At 65.2% G+C, this 16,464-nt stretch carries 12 protein-coding genes; 3 read left to right on the forward strand and 9 right to left on the reverse strand.

Annotated elements, in window-relative coordinates:
- Nucleotides 1–5: 5 nt before the first annotated feature.
- Nucleotides 6–542: a ribosome maturation factor RimM gene (rimM, locus tag ACFSQR_RS06760; protein WP_377728874.1), complete on the reverse strand. Its 537-nt coding sequence runs from the start codon at nucleotides 540–542 to the stop codon at nucleotides 6–8.
- An 18-nt stretch (nucleotides 543–560) separates the two neighbouring features.
- Nucleotides 561–809, reverse strand: a complete 249-nt coding sequence (gene rpsP, locus ACFSQR_RS06765; RefSeq protein ID WP_377728875.1) for a 30S ribosomal protein S16 — start codon at nucleotides 807–809, stop codon at nucleotides 561–563.
- 402 nt (nucleotides 810–1,211) lie between these two features.
- On the opposite strand from rpsP, the gene ACFSQR_RS06770 reads away from it, so the two are divergent.
- Together ACFSQR_RS06770 and ACFSQR_RS06775 are read left to right on the forward strand one after the other, a co-directional pair.
- Nucleotides 1,212–1,625, forward strand: coding sequence for an NINE protein (locus ACFSQR_RS06770; RefSeq protein ID WP_377728877.1), 414 nt, complete (start codon nucleotides 1,212–1,214; stop codon nucleotides 1,623–1,625).
- 25 nt (nucleotides 1,626–1,650) lie between these two features.
- Nucleotides 1,651–2,853: a DUF4214 domain-containing protein gene (locus tag ACFSQR_RS06775; protein ID WP_377728878.1), complete on the forward strand. Its 1,203-nt coding sequence runs from the start codon at nucleotides 1,651–1,653 to the stop codon at nucleotides 2,851–2,853.
- Nucleotides 2,854–3,059: 206 nt separating this feature from the next.
- Here the strand turns inward: ACFSQR_RS06775 and ACFSQR_RS06780 are convergent, their stop codons facing one another.
- Entirely contained in the window at nucleotides 3,060–5,012 is a 1,953-nt protein-coding gene (locus ACFSQR_RS06780; RefSeq protein ID WP_377728880.1) for a hypothetical protein, read from the reverse strand.
- Nucleotides 5,013–5,239: 227 nt separating this feature from the next.
- Between ACFSQR_RS06780 and ACFSQR_RS06785 the strand changes: the two genes are divergently transcribed.
- Complete coding sequence (locus ACFSQR_RS06785) at nucleotides 5,240–7,678, forward strand: FG-GAP-like repeat-containing protein (protein WP_377728881.1); 2,439 nt, start codon at nucleotides 5,240–5,242, stop codon at nucleotides 7,676–7,678.
- Nucleotides 7,679–7,739: 61 nt separating this feature from the next.
- On the opposite strand, the gene ACFSQR_RS06790 is transcribed toward ACFSQR_RS06785, so the two are convergent.
- The 6 genes from ACFSQR_RS06790 to alaS form a co-directional block, all read right to left on the reverse strand.
- Entirely contained in the window at nucleotides 7,740–9,530 is a 1,791-nt protein-coding gene (locus ACFSQR_RS06790) for an acyl-CoA dehydrogenase (protein ID WP_377728882.1), read from the reverse strand.
- A 105-nt stretch (nucleotides 9,531–9,635) separates the two neighbouring features.
- Nucleotides 9,636–10,565, reverse strand: a complete 930-nt coding sequence (locus tag ACFSQR_RS06795) for an electron transfer flavoprotein subunit alpha/FixB family protein (RefSeq protein WP_377728883.1) — start codon at nucleotides 10,563–10,565, stop codon at nucleotides 9,636–9,638.
- A 16-nt stretch (nucleotides 10,566–10,581) separates the two neighbouring features.
- On the reverse strand, nucleotides 10,582–11,331 hold the full coding sequence (locus ACFSQR_RS06800; protein ID WP_377728885.1) for an electron transfer flavoprotein subunit beta/FixA family protein: 750 nt from the start codon (nucleotides 11,329–11,331) through the stop codon (nucleotides 10,582–10,584).
- A 139-nt stretch (nucleotides 11,332–11,470) separates the two neighbouring features.
- Nucleotides 11,471–13,186 carry a tetratricopeptide repeat protein gene (locus ACFSQR_RS06805; protein ID WP_377728886.1) on the reverse strand — a complete coding sequence of 572 codons (1,716 nt, stop codon included), beginning with the start codon at nucleotides 13,184–13,186 and terminating at the stop codon, nucleotides 11,471–11,473.
- A 198-nt stretch (nucleotides 13,187–13,384) separates the two neighbouring features.
- On the reverse strand, nucleotides 13,385–13,612 hold the full coding sequence (locus ACFSQR_RS06810; protein WP_377729035.1) for a sulfurtransferase TusA family protein: 228 nt from the start codon (nucleotides 13,610–13,612) through the stop codon (nucleotides 13,385–13,387).
- A 200-nt stretch (nucleotides 13,613–13,812) separates the two neighbouring features.
- Nucleotides 13,813–16,422, reverse strand: a complete 2,610-nt coding sequence (alaS, locus tag ACFSQR_RS06815) for an alanine--tRNA ligase (protein WP_377728887.1) — start codon at nucleotides 16,420–16,422, stop codon at nucleotides 13,813–13,815.
- Between the last annotated feature and the right edge of the window lie 42 nt (nucleotides 16,423–16,464).

The raw sequence follows: 16,464 nt of genomic DNA on the forward strand, positions 1-16,464 counted from the left end.
TCGCGTTAATAATCGAGTCCCCAGTCCACCGTGATCGTCTTGCCCGCGATATCGACGGTCTTGACGAACTGGTCCACAAACGGGATCAGGCGCTCTTCAGCGCCTTGTTCGACCGGTTGGACCCGCAGGATGGACTGCGCACCGTTATGCATCATGTCGTGCACCCGGCCGAGCTGTTCGCCCTGCAGGTTGACGGCATTCAGTCCGATCAGGTCGGACCAGTAATACTCATCCTCCGGCAATGCCGGGAATTTGCTGCGCGAGACAAACACGCCCGCGCCCTTGAGCGACTCGGCCACGTTGCGGTCGGACAGGCCGACCAGCGTCGTGACGATATCGCCGCCATGCGGCTTGGCGGATCGTGCGGTCACGCTGTGAAGCGACGGCTTGTCCAGCCACCAGTCCTTCACGCTCAACAAGGCATCCGCGTCGTCCGAAAACGGCCTGACCCGGATTCCCCCGGTCACGCCGAATGCGCCAGACACGAAACCAACCTGTACCAGGTCGCCAGGGATCTCCCCGGTTGATGCCTTATCGGTCAAGCTTACGCCTTGCTGAAATTAAGCAGCAGGCTTTTGCTGGGCTACCAGGCGAGCGACGGTCGGCGACAGTTGTGCGCCAACGCCTTGCCAGTGAGCCAGACGGTCTGCAGCGATACGCAGCGGAGCTTCAGCACCGGAAGCCATCGGGTTGTAGAAGCCGATGCGCTCGATGAAGCGACCATCGCGACGGTTGCGCGAGTCGGTTGCGACGATGTTGAAGAATGGGCGCTTCTTTGCGCCTCCACGTGCCAGACGAATAACGACCATAATAATTCCAAAAAGTTAGCGAAGCGGAAAAAGCCGACTATTATAACGCGATTGGCCGCACAGCAGCAAGCAATGCGTACAACAGTCGCGCCTTCGGGTCAATTGAGCATTATCGCGCACCCTGTCCGCTGCCGCAAGCCGGGGCTGTCCCCGCAGGGGACTGTCCCGTGATCTTTTGCCAGCACATCGGAATCCTCTGATCAGCTCTAAGATCAGGGACGGTCCCCGATGGGGGAATCCTCTGTTCAGCTTAAAGATCAGGGACGGTCCCCGATGGGGGAATCCTCTGATCAGCTTAAAGATCAGGGGACGGTCCCCGATGGGGACAGTCCCCCTGTAAATGCTGCGGAAACGCGCGTTTTAGCGGATACTCCATCGTTTCCCGATCTCAACAGCACGACGATGCCCGCTCACAAAAACAAAACCCTCGCCACCGCCCTCGCCCTGCTGCTCGGCGGCTTCGGCGCCCACCGCTTCTACCTGCGTCCCGGCCCGGACAAGCTGGGCCTGCTCCACCTGATGAGCGTGCCCCTGTGCGGCATCATCTACGGCATGGCGCCGGAGACGGACTGGTTCTTCAAGATCCTGCCGCTGCTGGTGTCCTATATCGCCGGTTTCATCGAAGGCTTCGTGATCGGCCTCAAGCCGGACGAGCAGTTCGATGCCCAGTACAACGCCGGCTCGGGCAAGCAGACGGAATCGCGCTGGTTCCTGGCCGTGGTTCTGGTGACCATGATGCTGACCGCCGGCACGCTTGCCATCGCCACGCTGGCCCGCCTGTTTGACCTGCTCTACACTGGCGGCGCATACGGCTGAACTCGCTTCTTCACGAAGGAACCACATGGACATCTACGGCACCGCAGGCGACGACCTGCTGGAACGGCTCGCTCCTCCCGGCATCCACATCGATGTCAGGCTGTGGGGCGGCGCGGGCAACGACACCATCCGGGTCAATCGCTCGACTGCCATTGGCGAAGCGGGCAACGACACGATCGTGAGCCTGGACGACCCCGCCGTCACCGGCGGCGGCATCGCGAGCGCGGCCTACTGGAATTCTCCGGCGGGCATCGTCGCGGACCTGGCCGCGGGCACGGTGCAGGATGGCTTCGGCACGGTCGATACGCTGCAAGGCATCCGCTCGGTGATGGATTCGGGGCACGGCGACCTCATCACCGGCAGCACGCGCGACGAGCAGTTCTGGCTCAGCGCCGGCAATGACACGGTCATCGGCGGCGGCGGCAACGACACGGTATTCCTGAATATGCGCTCCTCGGAGGCGACGACCTCCTTCCATCTCGCGACCGGCACGGTGACCATCACCAAGCACACCGTGGCAGGCGACAACGGCACCGTCACCCTGAGCGGGATCTCCAGCATCCAGTTCTACAACGACTTCAGTACCGCGTCCCTCAGCGGCACCAGCGTCGCGGGCGACATAGTGTTCGCTGGCGGCAAGGGCAGCGACGTCGTCTTCAGCGGCGCCGGCAACGACATGATCAATGGCGGCGACAGCATCGACACCGTGGCCTACGCCGGCAACCGGGCCGGCTACACGGTGACCCGCGGCGAAACCGGCCTGCTGGTTGCGGGCGCCGAGGGCAGCGACACGCTGACCAACGTCGAGCGCCTGATGTTTGCCGACCGCAGCATCGCCTTCGACCTGGACGGCGCGGCCGGCCGGGCTTACCGCATGTACCAGGCCGTGTTCGACCGCGATCCCGATCTCGGGGGCATGGGCTTCTGGCTCAAGATGCTGGACAACGGCGTCTCGCTGACGGCGGTGGCGCAGGGCTTCGTCGATTCGGCGGAATTCGACGCGCTGTATGGCGCTTCGGCGACCAGTACGCAGATCGTCACGCGCCTGTACACGCATGTGTTCAACAGCGCGGCCGATACGGCCGGCATCGCGTTCTGGGCCGGGGAGCTGGATGCGGGGCGCATGACGCTGGGCAGCCTCGTGCAGGGCCTGGCCGAATCGCAGGGGAATACGGTCGACCTGGTGGGCGTGACGCAGAACGGCGTGGATTTCGTTCCGTACGGGTAAAGCTGCACGCCCGGCCTGGGCGGAAGGATGGCGGAATCGGTCAAGATATGGCCGATTCCGCCATTTTTTTATGGGAGGACGCCGGGCGCCGGTTGCCGGGTGGCGGAATCGGTCATTTCATGGCCGATTCCGCCATGTTTTGCACGAAAAAAACCGGGGACGGTCCCTGGAGAACAGTCCCCGGCGTTCCTGCGCGGCGTGGCGGATCAGTGGCGCGGCTTGTTCAGGTCGTCGCGCATGCGGGAAGTGCGCTGCTCGCGCGTCTCCATCATGCGGGCCGACTGGCCGGAATTGGGCGGAACGCCAAGCTGCAGGTTGCTGGCCCAGCTCTCCCCTGCGCGCATCATGATCGGGGCCGGCAACGCATCGACGGCGGCCGGATCGATCCACGGGGCGATGTGCTGCAGCACCAGCTTGACGCGCGGACGGATGGCCGCTTCGCCGATCCTGCCGCGCTGGCCCCAGCGCACGATCACCTGGTCGGCGGTGGCGCCGTCCGGAACCGGGTCGGAGTACGCGATATCGTATTGCACGCCGTGGCGGTAGCTCATCATGAACTCCTCGAACAGCATCGCCAGGTCTTCGCGCGAGTTGTTGTTCCCGGCGCGCGAGTACGAATACTCGTCGTTCGCGCGGTCCGCTGAGAGGAACGCGCCGACCTGCGCCGCGGTATAGCCGCGCTGGGTGTCGGTCGGCGTGGCGCCCCAGAACATCACCTGGGCCAGCCCGAACATCTGGCTCGAGGTCAGCGGGAACTGCTGCGCGAGGCGGTCGGACGGCAGCGTCGAGTTGACGCGCGGCGCCACGTTGCCCCACACGGACTGGCCGCTGTTCAGGTTGCGGTTGGCGGGCGGAACGAAGTCGGAGGCATGTCCCAGCTCGTGGTACAGCAGGCGGCCCAGCCAGTGCACCAGTTCGCCGACCGGACGCGTCTGGCGTTCGGCGATCGGGAAACTGCCGCGCCCCGCCGCATTGTTCTTCACCGGACGGCCGAGGGAGCTGAAACTGAGCAGGTCGTCGTAGGCGAGGCGGTAGTCCGGCACTTCGGTCACGATGTCGCGCTGGGCAGGCGTCAGCCACAGGTTGTTGGCATCCAGGTAGATCGCGCCGGTGGCAGCCGTGTACATGCTCGGACGCACGTGCGAGCCGATCACGATGGCGGTGGTGCCCGCGAACAGCCGCTTGAAGTCGTCGTGCGGGTCCTGGGTCAGCAGGAACTGCTCGAAGTTGGCGCCCAGGTAGTCGTGCGAGACCAGCACGCGGCTCATGATCTGCGCCACGGTGGGCACGCCGCCCGCCCCTGCTTCGGACTGCAGCAGCGGCAGCTTGGAGATGGGGCACAGGTTGTTCTGCGAATCGCTGGTGTAGTACAGCGCGGCGCTGTAGGCGCAGCCTTGCAGCACGCTGGCGTAGGCGCCCGTGGACCGGTACGGATACACGCGCGCGGCGTTCTCGAAGATCGGGTTGTTCGGCTTTGTGGGCGCGGCTTCGACGTTGATCGTCACGTCGTCGGCATCCTGGGCCCCGCTGCTGGTGGCCAGGGTGGCGCGGAACTTGAGCGCTGTGTCGGCGCCGACGACGGGCGCGCGGAACATCAGGACGTTGGCCGTGCTGGTATCGAGCACGACATTGGGTCCGGACACCTGCGTCCAGGTCACGCTGGCGGCGGTCTCGCCGTTGCGCAGGACCGGCCAGGCACGCACCGAGGTGTCGGTCCCGCCGCGCACCGCGTGGTCCGCGCGGACCGTCACATAGCTGGCGGCGGGAGCGTCGGTGACCGTGATGTCGGCCGTGGCCGAATCGGTGCGTCCGTCGATGTAGCGCGCGTCGGCGCGCATGCGGATCACGCCCGGCGCGCTCGCTTCCAGCGCGATGGTCGGGTTGCGGGTGGCGACCATCTCGGCGGACGGGCCACTGACCTGGGTCCAGACGACTTCCGCGAACATGCCGCCGCAGCCGAGCACGCTGACGCTGGCCGTCTTGCCGGCCGGGACCGTGGCATCGGCAACCACCTGCATCGGGCACGAGGCGACCGGCGGCGGCGCAGGCGCCGGTGCGGGGGCCGGCGCAGCGCTTCCGCCACCGCCGCCGCCGCAGGCGGAGAGCAGCATCGCCAGCGCGATCGCGGCTGGCTTGAGATCCGGACGGGGTGAGGACACGGCAAATCCTTTCACACTGCAACGATGGGAAAACGGCTCAGTTCGGCTGATTATAGTACGGTGCCCCAGGCAAACGATGCACCTCAAGACAGTCGGGACACATTCTTGCGCCCCGCGCGGTTGTTGCAGAACGGTGATGCCCGATTGATAATTGATAGTTTCCCTTTGACATGGGAATCCCCGATCAACACAATGGACGGGTTAACCACTCAGAATGACCCACACCTATGGACTACCACGGCACCGAGGGCAACGACGACCTTGACCAGACGGCCCTTGGCCTGTCGCCAGGGTCGAACATCTTTGGCGGCGGCGGCGCGGACACGATCCGGATCGCCATCGGCAACGCGGTCGGCGGCGCCGGCAACGACAACATCATCGGCCAGGGCGACTACGCCACCGCCGCATATTGGGGCTCGCCGTCGGGCGTCGTGATCGACCTCGTGACCGGCATCGCGCAGGACGGCTATGGCAGCGTCGACACGCTGCAGAACATCCGCGTGCTGCAGGACTCCGGCCACAGCGACCGCATCACCGGCAGCGCGGCCAACGAAGACTTCTGGCTCAGCTGGGGCAGCGATACGCTCATCGGCGGCGGCGGCGCCGACACGGTCAACCTGTACAACGTCAAGTCGAGCGAAGTGACGATCACGTACGACATGGCGAGCGACACCTTCACCCTGGTCAAGAACACGGCGGCCGGCGACAAGGGCACCACCACGCTGACCGGCATTTCGCGCATCGTCTTCAATGGCCCGCAGTCGGACAACACGGTTGTCAGCCGCGACATGTACGACTACAGCGACGGCTTCCTGCGCGCGCGCACTGCCCTGCCCTCCTTCGATATGAACAAGGTGCAGCAGATGCGCAGCGGCGACTTCAACCGCGACGGCAAGACCGACATCCTGGTCGTGCGCGCCAACCCGGACTTGGGCCTGACCGCCGAGCCGCTGCAGGTGCTGCTCGGCGACGGTGCAGGCGGCTTCACCGACCAGACTGCGTCGGTATTCGCAGGTGGCGTGATCCCGAAGGTGAATTACGTACCGCGTATCTTCACGGCCGACTTCAACAAGGATGGCGTGGCCGACATCTTCAACCCTGACTTCGGCTATGACGCGCCGCCATTCCCAGGCGGCCAGAACTCGCTGTACCTGTCGAACCCGGCCACGGGCCTGCTGGAAAACGCCACCGCATCGCTGCCGCAGGCGCTGCTGCAAAGCCACGGCACCTCGATCGGCGACGTCAACCGCGACGGCTTCCCTGACCTGCTGGTCAATGCGCTGAACACCGGAAGCGGTGGCGGCAACCTGTTGATGATCAACGACGGCACCGGACACTTCGTCAACAGCCCGTCGCTGCTGCCGGCATCGCTGCGCCCTGCCGGCTATGCCGCCGGCTACACGTGGTCGATGCTGCGCGACCTGAACAACGACGGCTATGACGACATCGTGCTGGGCACCTGGGACGCGAACGGCGGCCCGAGCCTGGTCGTGCTCAACGACGGCAAGGGCAGCTTTGCCAGCGCCACCCCGATCGCGCTGCCGGCAACGGGCCTGGACCGCCAGGTGGTGATCGGCATCGAGACCATCGACCTGAACGGCGACAACCTGCCGGACCTGGTCGTCTCGGCCACCAACGGCGGCTCGCACGCCGAGTTCTACAAGGTGCCTTACCTGCAGCTGCTGGTCAACGAGGGGAACGGCGTGTTCCGCGATGAGACGGCGACGCGCCTGCCGCAGAGCATGGAAATCAACTCCAGTTCAGCCAACTGGTACCTGTCGGCCACGGCCGTCGACCTGAATGGCGACGGCTTCCAGGACATCGTTGCCGACGGCACCGCCTCGGCGACATCCAAAGTCTTCATGAACGACGGCCACGGCAATTTCACGCCAGGCTGGGAAAGCGGCGGCTACAGCCACATCCTGGCAGTGGACGTGAACGGCGATGGCAAGATGGACCTGGTGGAGTCCTCGATTAACGGCGGCTACAGCGTGCTGATGAACGCCTTCCCGAACCGCGTCCCCGGCTCCGGCGTGTACCACGCCGGTGACGCTGGCGAACGTATCGCGGGCGGCAGTGCGGCGGAGACGATCCACAGCGGCAAGGGCAACGACGCCATCGATGGGGGCGCCGGCACCGACAAGGTGGTCTACACGGGCAACCGGGCGGACTACAGCGTCACGAAAAGCGCTGGCGGCTTCACCGTCAACGGCGCGCTCGGCACCGACACGCTAACCGGTGTGGAGCGCCTGGTGTTCGGCGACCGCGCGGTGGCGCTGGACATCGACGGCATCGGTGGCCAGGCCTACCGCATCTACCAGGCTGCGTTCGACCGCACGCCGGACACGCCGGGCCTGGGCTTCTGGATGGCCATGATGGATCGCGGCACCTCGCTGATCGCGGTGGCGCAGGGCTTCGTGCAGTCGAATGAATTCAAGGACGTGTACGGCGCGGCGCCGAGCAACCTGGAAATCGTCTCGCGGCTGTACCAGAACATCCTGAACCGTCCGGGCGAAGCTGCGGGCATCGAATTCTGGACCGGTGTGCTGGACCGCGGCCAGACCACGATCGCCGATGTGCTGGCAGGGTTCAGCGAATCGAACGAGAACAAGGTCAACCTGGTGGGCGTCACCCAGAACGGCGTGGACTACGATCCGTTCGGCTGAACATCGTCCGGACGAAAAAAAAGCAGCCGGAAGGCTGCCTTTTTTGTTGGGGTCGCGCGGATCAGAACTGGTCTTCGGACAGGGCCAGCACGCCCGCGCTGCCGTCGACGATGGCGCTGCGCAGGCCGGACGCCTGCGACAGGAAGTGGTCCGCGAAGAAGCGCGCGGTGGCGATCTTGGCCTTGTAGAACGATGCATCGCCTTCGCCCGCATCCAGCTTCTGCTGCGCGATCAGCGCGGCGCGCGCCATCTGCCAGCCGCCCAGCACGATGCCGGCCAGCTTCAGGTACAGCACGCTGCCCGAGAACACCGCCTTGATGTCCGACTTGACGTTGGCGACCACGAAGTCCACCACCGCCTCCAGCGCGGCGCTGCCTTGCGACAGCTGCGCGTGGATCGCCTTCAGGTCGGCGCCCTGCGCGTCCGACAGCTGCGCTTCGGTCGCGCGCACCTGCGCCAGGATGGCCTTGGCGGTGGCGCCGCCGTCGCGCACGGTCTTGCGGCCGACCAGGTCGTTGGCCTGGATCGCGGTGGTGCCTTCGTAGATTGAGAGGATCTTCGAATCGCGGTAGTGCTGCGCCGCGCCCGTCTCTTCGATGAAGCCCATGCCGCCGTGCACCTGCACGCCATCGCGGGTGACGTTCTCGCTCATCTCAGTGGACCAGCCCTTGATCACCGGGACCAGGTACTCGTACACGGCCAGGTTGGCCTTGCGGGTCGCTTCGTCCGGATGGCTGTGGGCGATGTCGCTGATGCCCGCGCCGACGTAGGCCAGCGCGCGCGCCGCCTCGACCTGCGAGCGCATCGACATGAGCATGCGGCGCACGTCAGGGTGGTGGATGATCGACACCGGACCTGCGGAACCGGCCAGGTCGCGCGACTGGATGCGGTCCTTGGCGAAGGCCACCGCCTGCTGGTACGAACGCTCGGCCAGGCCGATGCCCTGCATGCCGACGCCGAAGCGGGCCGCGTTCATCATGATGAACATGTACTCCAGGCCTCGGTTCTCTTCGCCCACCAGGGTGCCGATCGCGCCGCCGTGGTCGCCGAACTGCAGCACGGCGGTCGGGCTGGCCTTGATGCCCAGCTTATGCTCGATCGAGACGCAGTGCGCGTCGTTGCGCGCGCCCAGCGAGCCGTCCGCGTTTACCAGGAACTTCGGCACGATGAACAGCGAGATGCCCTTCACGCCCGGAGGCGCATCCGGCGTGCGCGCCAGCACCAGGTGGATGATGTTCTCGGCCATGTCGTGCTCACCGTAGGTGATGAAGATCTTGGTGCCGAAAATCTTGTAGGTGCCATCGCCCTGCGGCTCGGCGCGGGTGCGCACGGCGGCCAGGTCGGAGCCGGCCTGCGGCTCGGTCAGGTTCATGGTGCCGGTCCACTTGCCGGTGATGAGCGGCTCGAGGTAGGTGGCCTTCTGCTCGTCCGAGCCGGCGGTCAGCAGCGCTTCGATGGCGCCGTCGGTCAGCAGCGCGACCAGCGCGAACGACAGGTTGGCGGCGTTGACCATTTCGGTGCAAGGGGTGTGCACCAGCTTCGGCAGGCCCTGGCCGCCGAATTCGACCGGGTGCTGCACGCCCTGCCAGCCGGCTTCGACGAAGCCCTTGAACGCTTCCTTGAAGCCTTTCGAGGTATAGACGTTCCCGTCCTTCCAGAAGCTCGGCTCCTTGTCGGCGGCGTGGTTCAGCGGGGCGACCACGTTGGCGCAGAACTTCGCGTTCTCTTCCAGAACCGCTTCGACGGTGTCGACGGTGGCGTCTTCGCAGCCGGGCAGCTGGTTGATGGTGGACAGGCCAGCCAGTTCGTTCAGCACGAACATCATGTCCTTCAGGGGGGCTTGGTACGTCATTTTTTCGGGTCTCCTCAATGCGGCATTCCCGCAAAGTCCGGGGACGGTCCAGTAGGGACAGTCCCCAACCGTGCGGGAATGGCGGGGGTGCTTTGACTTTTACTATTACAGGGCTTTGACCAGCTCCGGGACGATCTCAAACAGGTCGCCCACGATGCCGTAGTCGGCCACCGAGAAGATCGGCGCCTCAGGATCCTTGTTGATCGCGACGATGGTCTTGGAGTCCTTCATGCCGGCCAGGTGCTGGATCGCGCCGGAGATGCCGACGGCGATGTACAGGTTCGGCGCGACGATCTTGCCGGTCTGGCCGACCTGCCAGTCGTTCGGCACGAAGCCCGCGTCGACCGCGGCGCGCGATGCGCCCATGGCCGCGCCCAGCTTGTCCGCCAGCGGTTCCAGGACCTTGAAGTTTTCCGCCGAGCCGATGCCACGGCCGCCGGAAACGATGACCTTGGCTGCGGTCAGCTCCGGACGGTCCGACTTGGCCACTTCGCGGCCGACAAACGAGGACTTGCCCGAATCGGCGACGGCAGCCACGGTCTCGGTTGCAGCCGAACCGCCGGTCGAAGGCGCCGAATCGAAGCCGGTGGTACGCACGGTGATGACTTTGACGCTGTCCGACGACTGCACGGTCGCGATCGCGTTACCGGCGTAGATCGGGCGCTCGAACGTGTCCGGCGAATCGACCTTGGTGATTTCGGAGATCTGCGCGACGTCCAGCTTGGCGGCTACGCGCGGCAGGATGTTCTTGCCGTAGGCGGTGGCCGGAGCCAGGATGTGCGAGTAGCCGCCGGCCAGCGCCAGCACCTGCTCGGCGACGTTCTCGGCCAGGCCTTCGGCGAAGTGCGGCGCGTCGGCCACGATCACCTTCGACACGCCGGCGATCTGCGCGGCTTCGGCAGCGGCAGCCGCTGCGTTCGAGCCGGCGACCAGCACGTGCACGTCGCCGCCGCATTGTGCGGCCGCGGTGACGGTGTGGTGGGTGCTTCCCTTGAGCGAAGCGTTGTCGTGTTCTGCAATAACTAATGCGGTCATGATGGTTTATCCTGGATTAGATGACTTTGGCTTCGGTCTTGAGCTTGGCGACCAGCGTGGCGACGTCCGGCACCTTGATGCCTGCCGAGCGCTTGGCCGGCTCCGCGACCTTCAGGGTCTTCAGGCGCGGGGTCACATCGACGCCCAGGTCTTCCGGCTTGACGGTTTCCAGTGGCTTCTTCTTGGCCTTCATGATGTTCGGCAGCGTGACGTAGCGCGGCTCGTTCAGGCGCAGGTCGGTGGTGACGATTGCCGGCAGGGTCAGCGCCAGGGTTTCCAGGCCGCCGTCCACTTCACGCGTGACGGTGACTTTTCCGTCTTCCAGCACGACCTTCGAGGCGAAGGTCGCCTGCGGCCAGCCCAGCAGGGCCGCCAGCATCTGGCCGGTCTGGTTGGAGTCGTCGTCGATGGCCTGCTTGCCGAGGATGATCAGCTGCGGCTGCTCCTTGTCGGCCAGCGCCTTGAGCACCTTGGCCACTGCCAGCGGCTCGGTCTCGACGCTGGTCTCGACCAGGATGCCGCGGTCCGCGCCGATCGCCATGCCGGTGCGCAGGGTTTCCTGGCACTGGGCCACGCCGACCGATACCGCCACCACTTCCGTGACCTTGCCCGCTTCCTTCAGGCGCATCGCCTCTTCCAGCGCGATTTCGTCGAACGGGTTCATCGACATTTTGACGTTGGCGACATCGACGCCGCTGCCGTCGGATTTCACGCGCACCTTGACGTTATAGTCGACCACGCGTTTGACGGGTACCAGGACTTTCATGGTTTAACCTTTGGGAAATTGGATGATGGACGGAATTGAAAAGTGGCGTAGATTATAAGAGAAAAAGCATCTTGCCGCTAAATTTTAGCACGATCGTACGATTTTTCGTCAGGGGGACTTGGCCTAAATCCCCTTTTGCTTACAGCGCGGCGCGTGCGTCCTTGTCTGCCAGCGGCCAGCTGCTTGCGATCGCGCCCAGCACGGCTTTCGCCTCGGCCGTCCTGCCCTGCCCCGCCAGCGCCTTTTCCAGCCCGGTCAGCGCCCAGCCGCTTGCCGGGTGCAGCGCCAGGGCCTCGCGGAAAGTCTGTTCCGCCGCGGCGAAACGCTGCGCCTTCAATTGCATCCCGCCCAGCCGCTGGCGCGGCCCGCTGGCGAGCATCGGCGGTTCGGCGCCATCCACCTCGACAGCAGCGTCCACCGCCTTCTCCTGCAGCGCCAGGGCCTCATCCGTGCGCCGCCCGGCAAATGCGATCTCCGCGCCCAGCTGCGCCTCGGCAGTGGCGGCAAGGCTGCGCACGATCTTTGCGCCGCGGCCCTTTCCCGTATGTTTCTTCGACAGCTCGCCCGCTTTTTGCGTCACCACCCCCAGCGCGGCCCGTGCCGCGTCCAGCTGGCCGGTGCGCGCCATGGCGATCCCGCGCGACATGTTCCCAAGCAGTGCAGCAACGCCCAGGTCGCCGGCCGGCATCGGTTCCTTCAGCAGGTCATCCCAGCGCTGCAATTGCAGCAGGGTGAGCATGGGAAGGCTATGGGTATATTCGCTGGGTTCACTTTTCCATGTCGAGCGCGCCGCAGCGGCCCGGGCGGAAGCCAGCGCCAGCTCGCCGCGCCCTTCCATCAACGACGCATACCACTGGAAATGCGTGTTGTGGCCGCGCCAGTCCATGGTGTCCTTGAAACCCTGCTTCTTCAGCTCCAGCACCATCGCTTCGTCAGCCGCGACCGCCAGCTGGTTTACACGGGTAGCGTCGGCGTAGCGGCCCAAATGGGCGTAGGTATGCGAGGGCATATGCAGCAGGTGTGGCGATTTGGGCGCCAGCATGCCAAGACGGTCGGCCGCAGCCTCCGCGCGCACAGCGACCTTGGCGGAGTCCACCGCATGGATCATGTAGTGGTTCAGTCCCACGTGCCCTGGGTTAGCGGCTAGCGCGGTTTCGATCCGGCTGGCCAGGTCGCCGATGCGTCCGTAGGGCTTGCCGGACTTATCGTCCCACCAGCCGCCCCGGGTGGCGACCATTTCCGCCTCGGCGTAGTGCACGAGCACGTCGGGGTCGGCCGGAAAACGCTCGACCAGCTGCAGCATGTAGCCGGCATAGGCCAGGTCGCGCGGATCCGCCGGTTCCGAGGTGCTTCCCGGCGAGCGGCAGATTCCCTCGTACGGCAACGCCAGCCTTTTTCCGGCTTCGCTGCGACCGTAGCGCACCGCCAGCGACTCGATCAGCGCCAGGTCGCGCGCAGAGGCACCCCGGCTGTGCTTGAGCGCGTAATCGGCATACCTGGATGCCTCAGCCAGGTCGCCGCGGCTCGGGTTGTTGATATTCGGCCCCAGCTGCACCGCCACACCCCATGCGCACATTGCGCAGTCCGGATCCCGGGCCAGCGCGGCCTTAAATGCGCGCACGGCCTCGGGGCGGTTGAAGCCGTACGCTTGCGCCATCCCCTGGGCGAACAGGCGTCGCGCCGCTTCGTTCCCTTGGGAAGGGACCAGCGTGGTGTCGCCGAATCCGTGGAGCTGCGGCGCGATGGCGCTGGTGTCGACGGCCAGTGGCAGAATGGAGCATGCCCCAATCAGCGACAGCGATGCTGCAAGCAAGGTTAGCCGCTGCGGAAGATGAAAGCGAAGGGGCGTGCGCATGAAAAGACCCGATTTTGAACGAGTGATAAGCGGCTGGAATTGTCTATTTTGCCAGAGCAGGCAAATTTGACATAGGAAAACTTCCGCACCGCGTTGCGCGCGACAGGTTCAGGAACTGCAGGGAGAGGGACAGGATGAGCGCCGCGATTTGCCCAGGCCGTGGGCTTCAGTGCGGCGCCATCAGCGCACAGCGTGAGATTACTTGCGGCGCATGAGGAAGGTAAATTCGAGGCCGTTTTGCGAGTGGTGCAGCAGCGCGTTGCCGGTCTGCTTGGCGAAGGCCTGGAAGTCGCGCACGGAACCGGAGTCGGTTGCCACGATCTTGAGCACTTCGCCGGTCTGCATCTCCGCGAGTGCCTTCTTCGCTTTCAGGATCGGCAGCGGGCAGTTCAGGCCGCGCGCGTCCAGTTCTCGTTGAAAGTCCATGATGTCGATATCGATAGCGGTGCTCATCGCATTGCCTGCAGGGTCGGAGGGAAGTGCCGTTGGGAGTGAATATACTCCAAAACGCGGAGTTTGACGCACTGCACCATGAAAATGCAAGCGGTGTTGCGATGCCACAACGTGAAACGTGGGTGGGGACTGTCCCTGCGCCGCCGAGCGGGCAGGGACAGTCCCCTACCGTATTACACGCGGTCGGTGACCCAGGCGGTGACGGCTTCCAGCGCTGCCGGCAGGCCGGACGGGTCGGTGCCGCCGGCTTGCGCCATGTCGGGACGGCCGCCGCCCTTGCCGCCAACCTGCTGCGCGACAAAGTTCACCAGCTCGCCCGCCTTGACCTTGGACGTGGTGTCCGCGGTGACGCCGGCGATCAGGCTCACTTTGCCGTCGGCCACGCTGGCCAGCACGATGGCGGCGGTCTTCAGCTTGTCCTTCAGCTTGTCCATGGTCTCGCGCAGGCGCGCCACGTCGGCGCCTTCCAGCGTTGCCGCCAGCACCTTGACGCCCTTGACGTCGACGGCCTTGTTGACCAGCTCATCGCCCTGCCCTGCTGCCAGCTTGGACTTGAGCGCCGCGACTTCCTTCTCCAGCGCCTTGACGTAGTCCTGCACCTGCTGGATGCGCGAGGTCAGTTCGTCCGGATTGGTCTTGAGCGCGCCCGCCGCTTCCACCAGGCGGCGGTTCAGCGACTGTACCAGTGCCAGCGCGTTCTCGCCCGTGACGGCTTCGACGCGGCGGATGCCCGCTGCGACGCCGCCTTCGGCCACGATCTTGAACAGGCCGATGTCGCCGGTGCGGCCGACGTGGGTGCCGCCGCACAGCTCTTTCGACGAGCCGATGTCCAGCACGCGCACTTCATCGCCGTACTTCTCGCCGAACAGCGCCATCGCGCCGTGCTTGACCGCGTCGTCGAACGACATCAGCTGCGCCTGGGTGGCGTGGTTCTCGAGGATTTCCTTGTTCACGATCGCTTCGATCTGCGCGATCTGTTCCGAGGTCAGCGGCGCGTTGTGGCTGAAGTCGAAGCGCGTCTTGTCCGCGTCGACCAGCGAGCCTTTCTGCGCCACGTGGCCGCCCAGTACTTCGCGCAGCGCCTTGTGCATCAGGTGCGTGGCCGAGTGGTTGCGGATGGTGCGCGCGCGGCGCGACTCGTCGACCTTGGCGCCGACCATGTCGCCCACTTTCAGGGTGCCGGTCTTGAGCGAGCCGTGGTGGCCGAACACGTCGGCCTGGATCTTGAGCGTGTCCTCGACTTCGAACAGGCTGGCGTCGCCGCCGATGATGCCCTGGTCGCCGACCTGGCCGCCCGACTCCGCGTAGAACGGAGTGGTGTCCAGCACGACGATGCCGGACTGGCCGGCTTCCAGCTGCTCGACCGGTGCGCCGTCCGCGTACAGCGCGATGACTTTCGAGTCATGCGCCAGCGCTTCGTAGCCGATGAAGCGGGTTTTCTCGCCCGAGTACTCGACGTTGGCGGCCATCTTGAACTTGCCGGCGGCGCGCGCGGTCTTCTTCTGCTGTTCCATCGCGGCGGCAAAGCCGGCTTCGTCCAGCACCACATCGCGTTCGCGGCAGATGTCGGCGGTCAGGTCGAGAGGGAAGCCGTAGGTGTCGTACAGCGTGAAGGCGGTCGCGCCGTCCAGGTGCTTCGGATCCTTGGCCAGCTGCGCTTCCAGGATCTTCATGCCGTTTTCCAGCGTCTCGCCGAAGCGTTCTTCCTCGGCCTTGAGGGTCTGCGCCACGCGCTCCTTCGCCTCGGTCAGCTCCGGGTAGGCCGAACCCATTTCCTTGTCCAGGTCTTCCACCAGCTTGTAGAAGAACGGCTTGGTCTGGCCCAGCTTGTGGCCGTAGCGCAGCGCGCGGCGGATGATGCGGCGCAGGACGTAGCCGTGGCCTTCCGGCGCCGGGATGATGCCGTCGACGATCATGAAGCTGGCGGCGCGGATGTGGTCCGCGATCACGCGCAGCGCTTTCGCTTCCAGGTCGGTCGCGCCGGTTTCGCGCGCGGCGGCCTTGATCAGGTTCTGGAACAGGTCGATCTCGTAGTTCGAGTGCACGTGCTGCAGCACGGCGGCCAGGCGCTCCATGCCCATGCCGGTGTCCACCGACTGCTTCGGCAGGCGCGTCATGTTGCCCTGTTCATCGCGGTTGAACTGCATGAACACCAGGTTCCAGATCTCGATGAAGCGGTCGCCGTCTTCCTGGTCCGAGCCCGGAGGGCCGCCCCAGATTTCCGGGCCGTGGTCGTAGAAGATCTCCGAGCACGGGCCGCACGGGCCGGTGTCCGCCATCTGCCAGAAGTTGTCCGATGCGTAGCGCGCGCCCTTGTTGTCGCCGATGCGGATGATGCGCTCTTTCGGCACGCCGATCTCGTTGGCCCAGATGTCGTAGGCTTCGTCGTCTTCCATGTACACGGTCACGGTCAGCTTCTCGGCCGGCAGCATGTACACGGTGGTCAAGAGCTCCCACGCGAACTGGATCGCGTCGCGCTTGAAGTAGTCGCCGAAGCTGAAGTTACCCAGCATCTCGAAGAAAGTGTGGTGGCGCGCGGTGTAGCCGACGTTTTCCAGGTCGTTGTGCTTGCCGCCGGCGCGCACGCAGCGCTGCACGGTGGTGGCGCGCTTGTACGGACGCGAATCCAGGCCCAGGAACACATCCTTGAACTGCACCATGCCGCTGTTCGTCAGCAGCATGGTCGGATCGTTGCCCGGCACGAGCGGGCTGGAACGGACGACCGTGTGGCCCTTCGATTCGAAGAACTTGAGGAACTTTTCGCGGATTTCAGATGATTTCATGTCGGATGGGCGGAGTCAGGGCAGGATGCTTTAAAAAAACGA

Source organism: Pseudoduganella sp. GCM10020061, assembly GCF_042683405.1.
Lineage (GTDB): Bacteria > Pseudomonadota > Gammaproteobacteria > Burkholderiales > Burkholderiaceae_D > Telluria.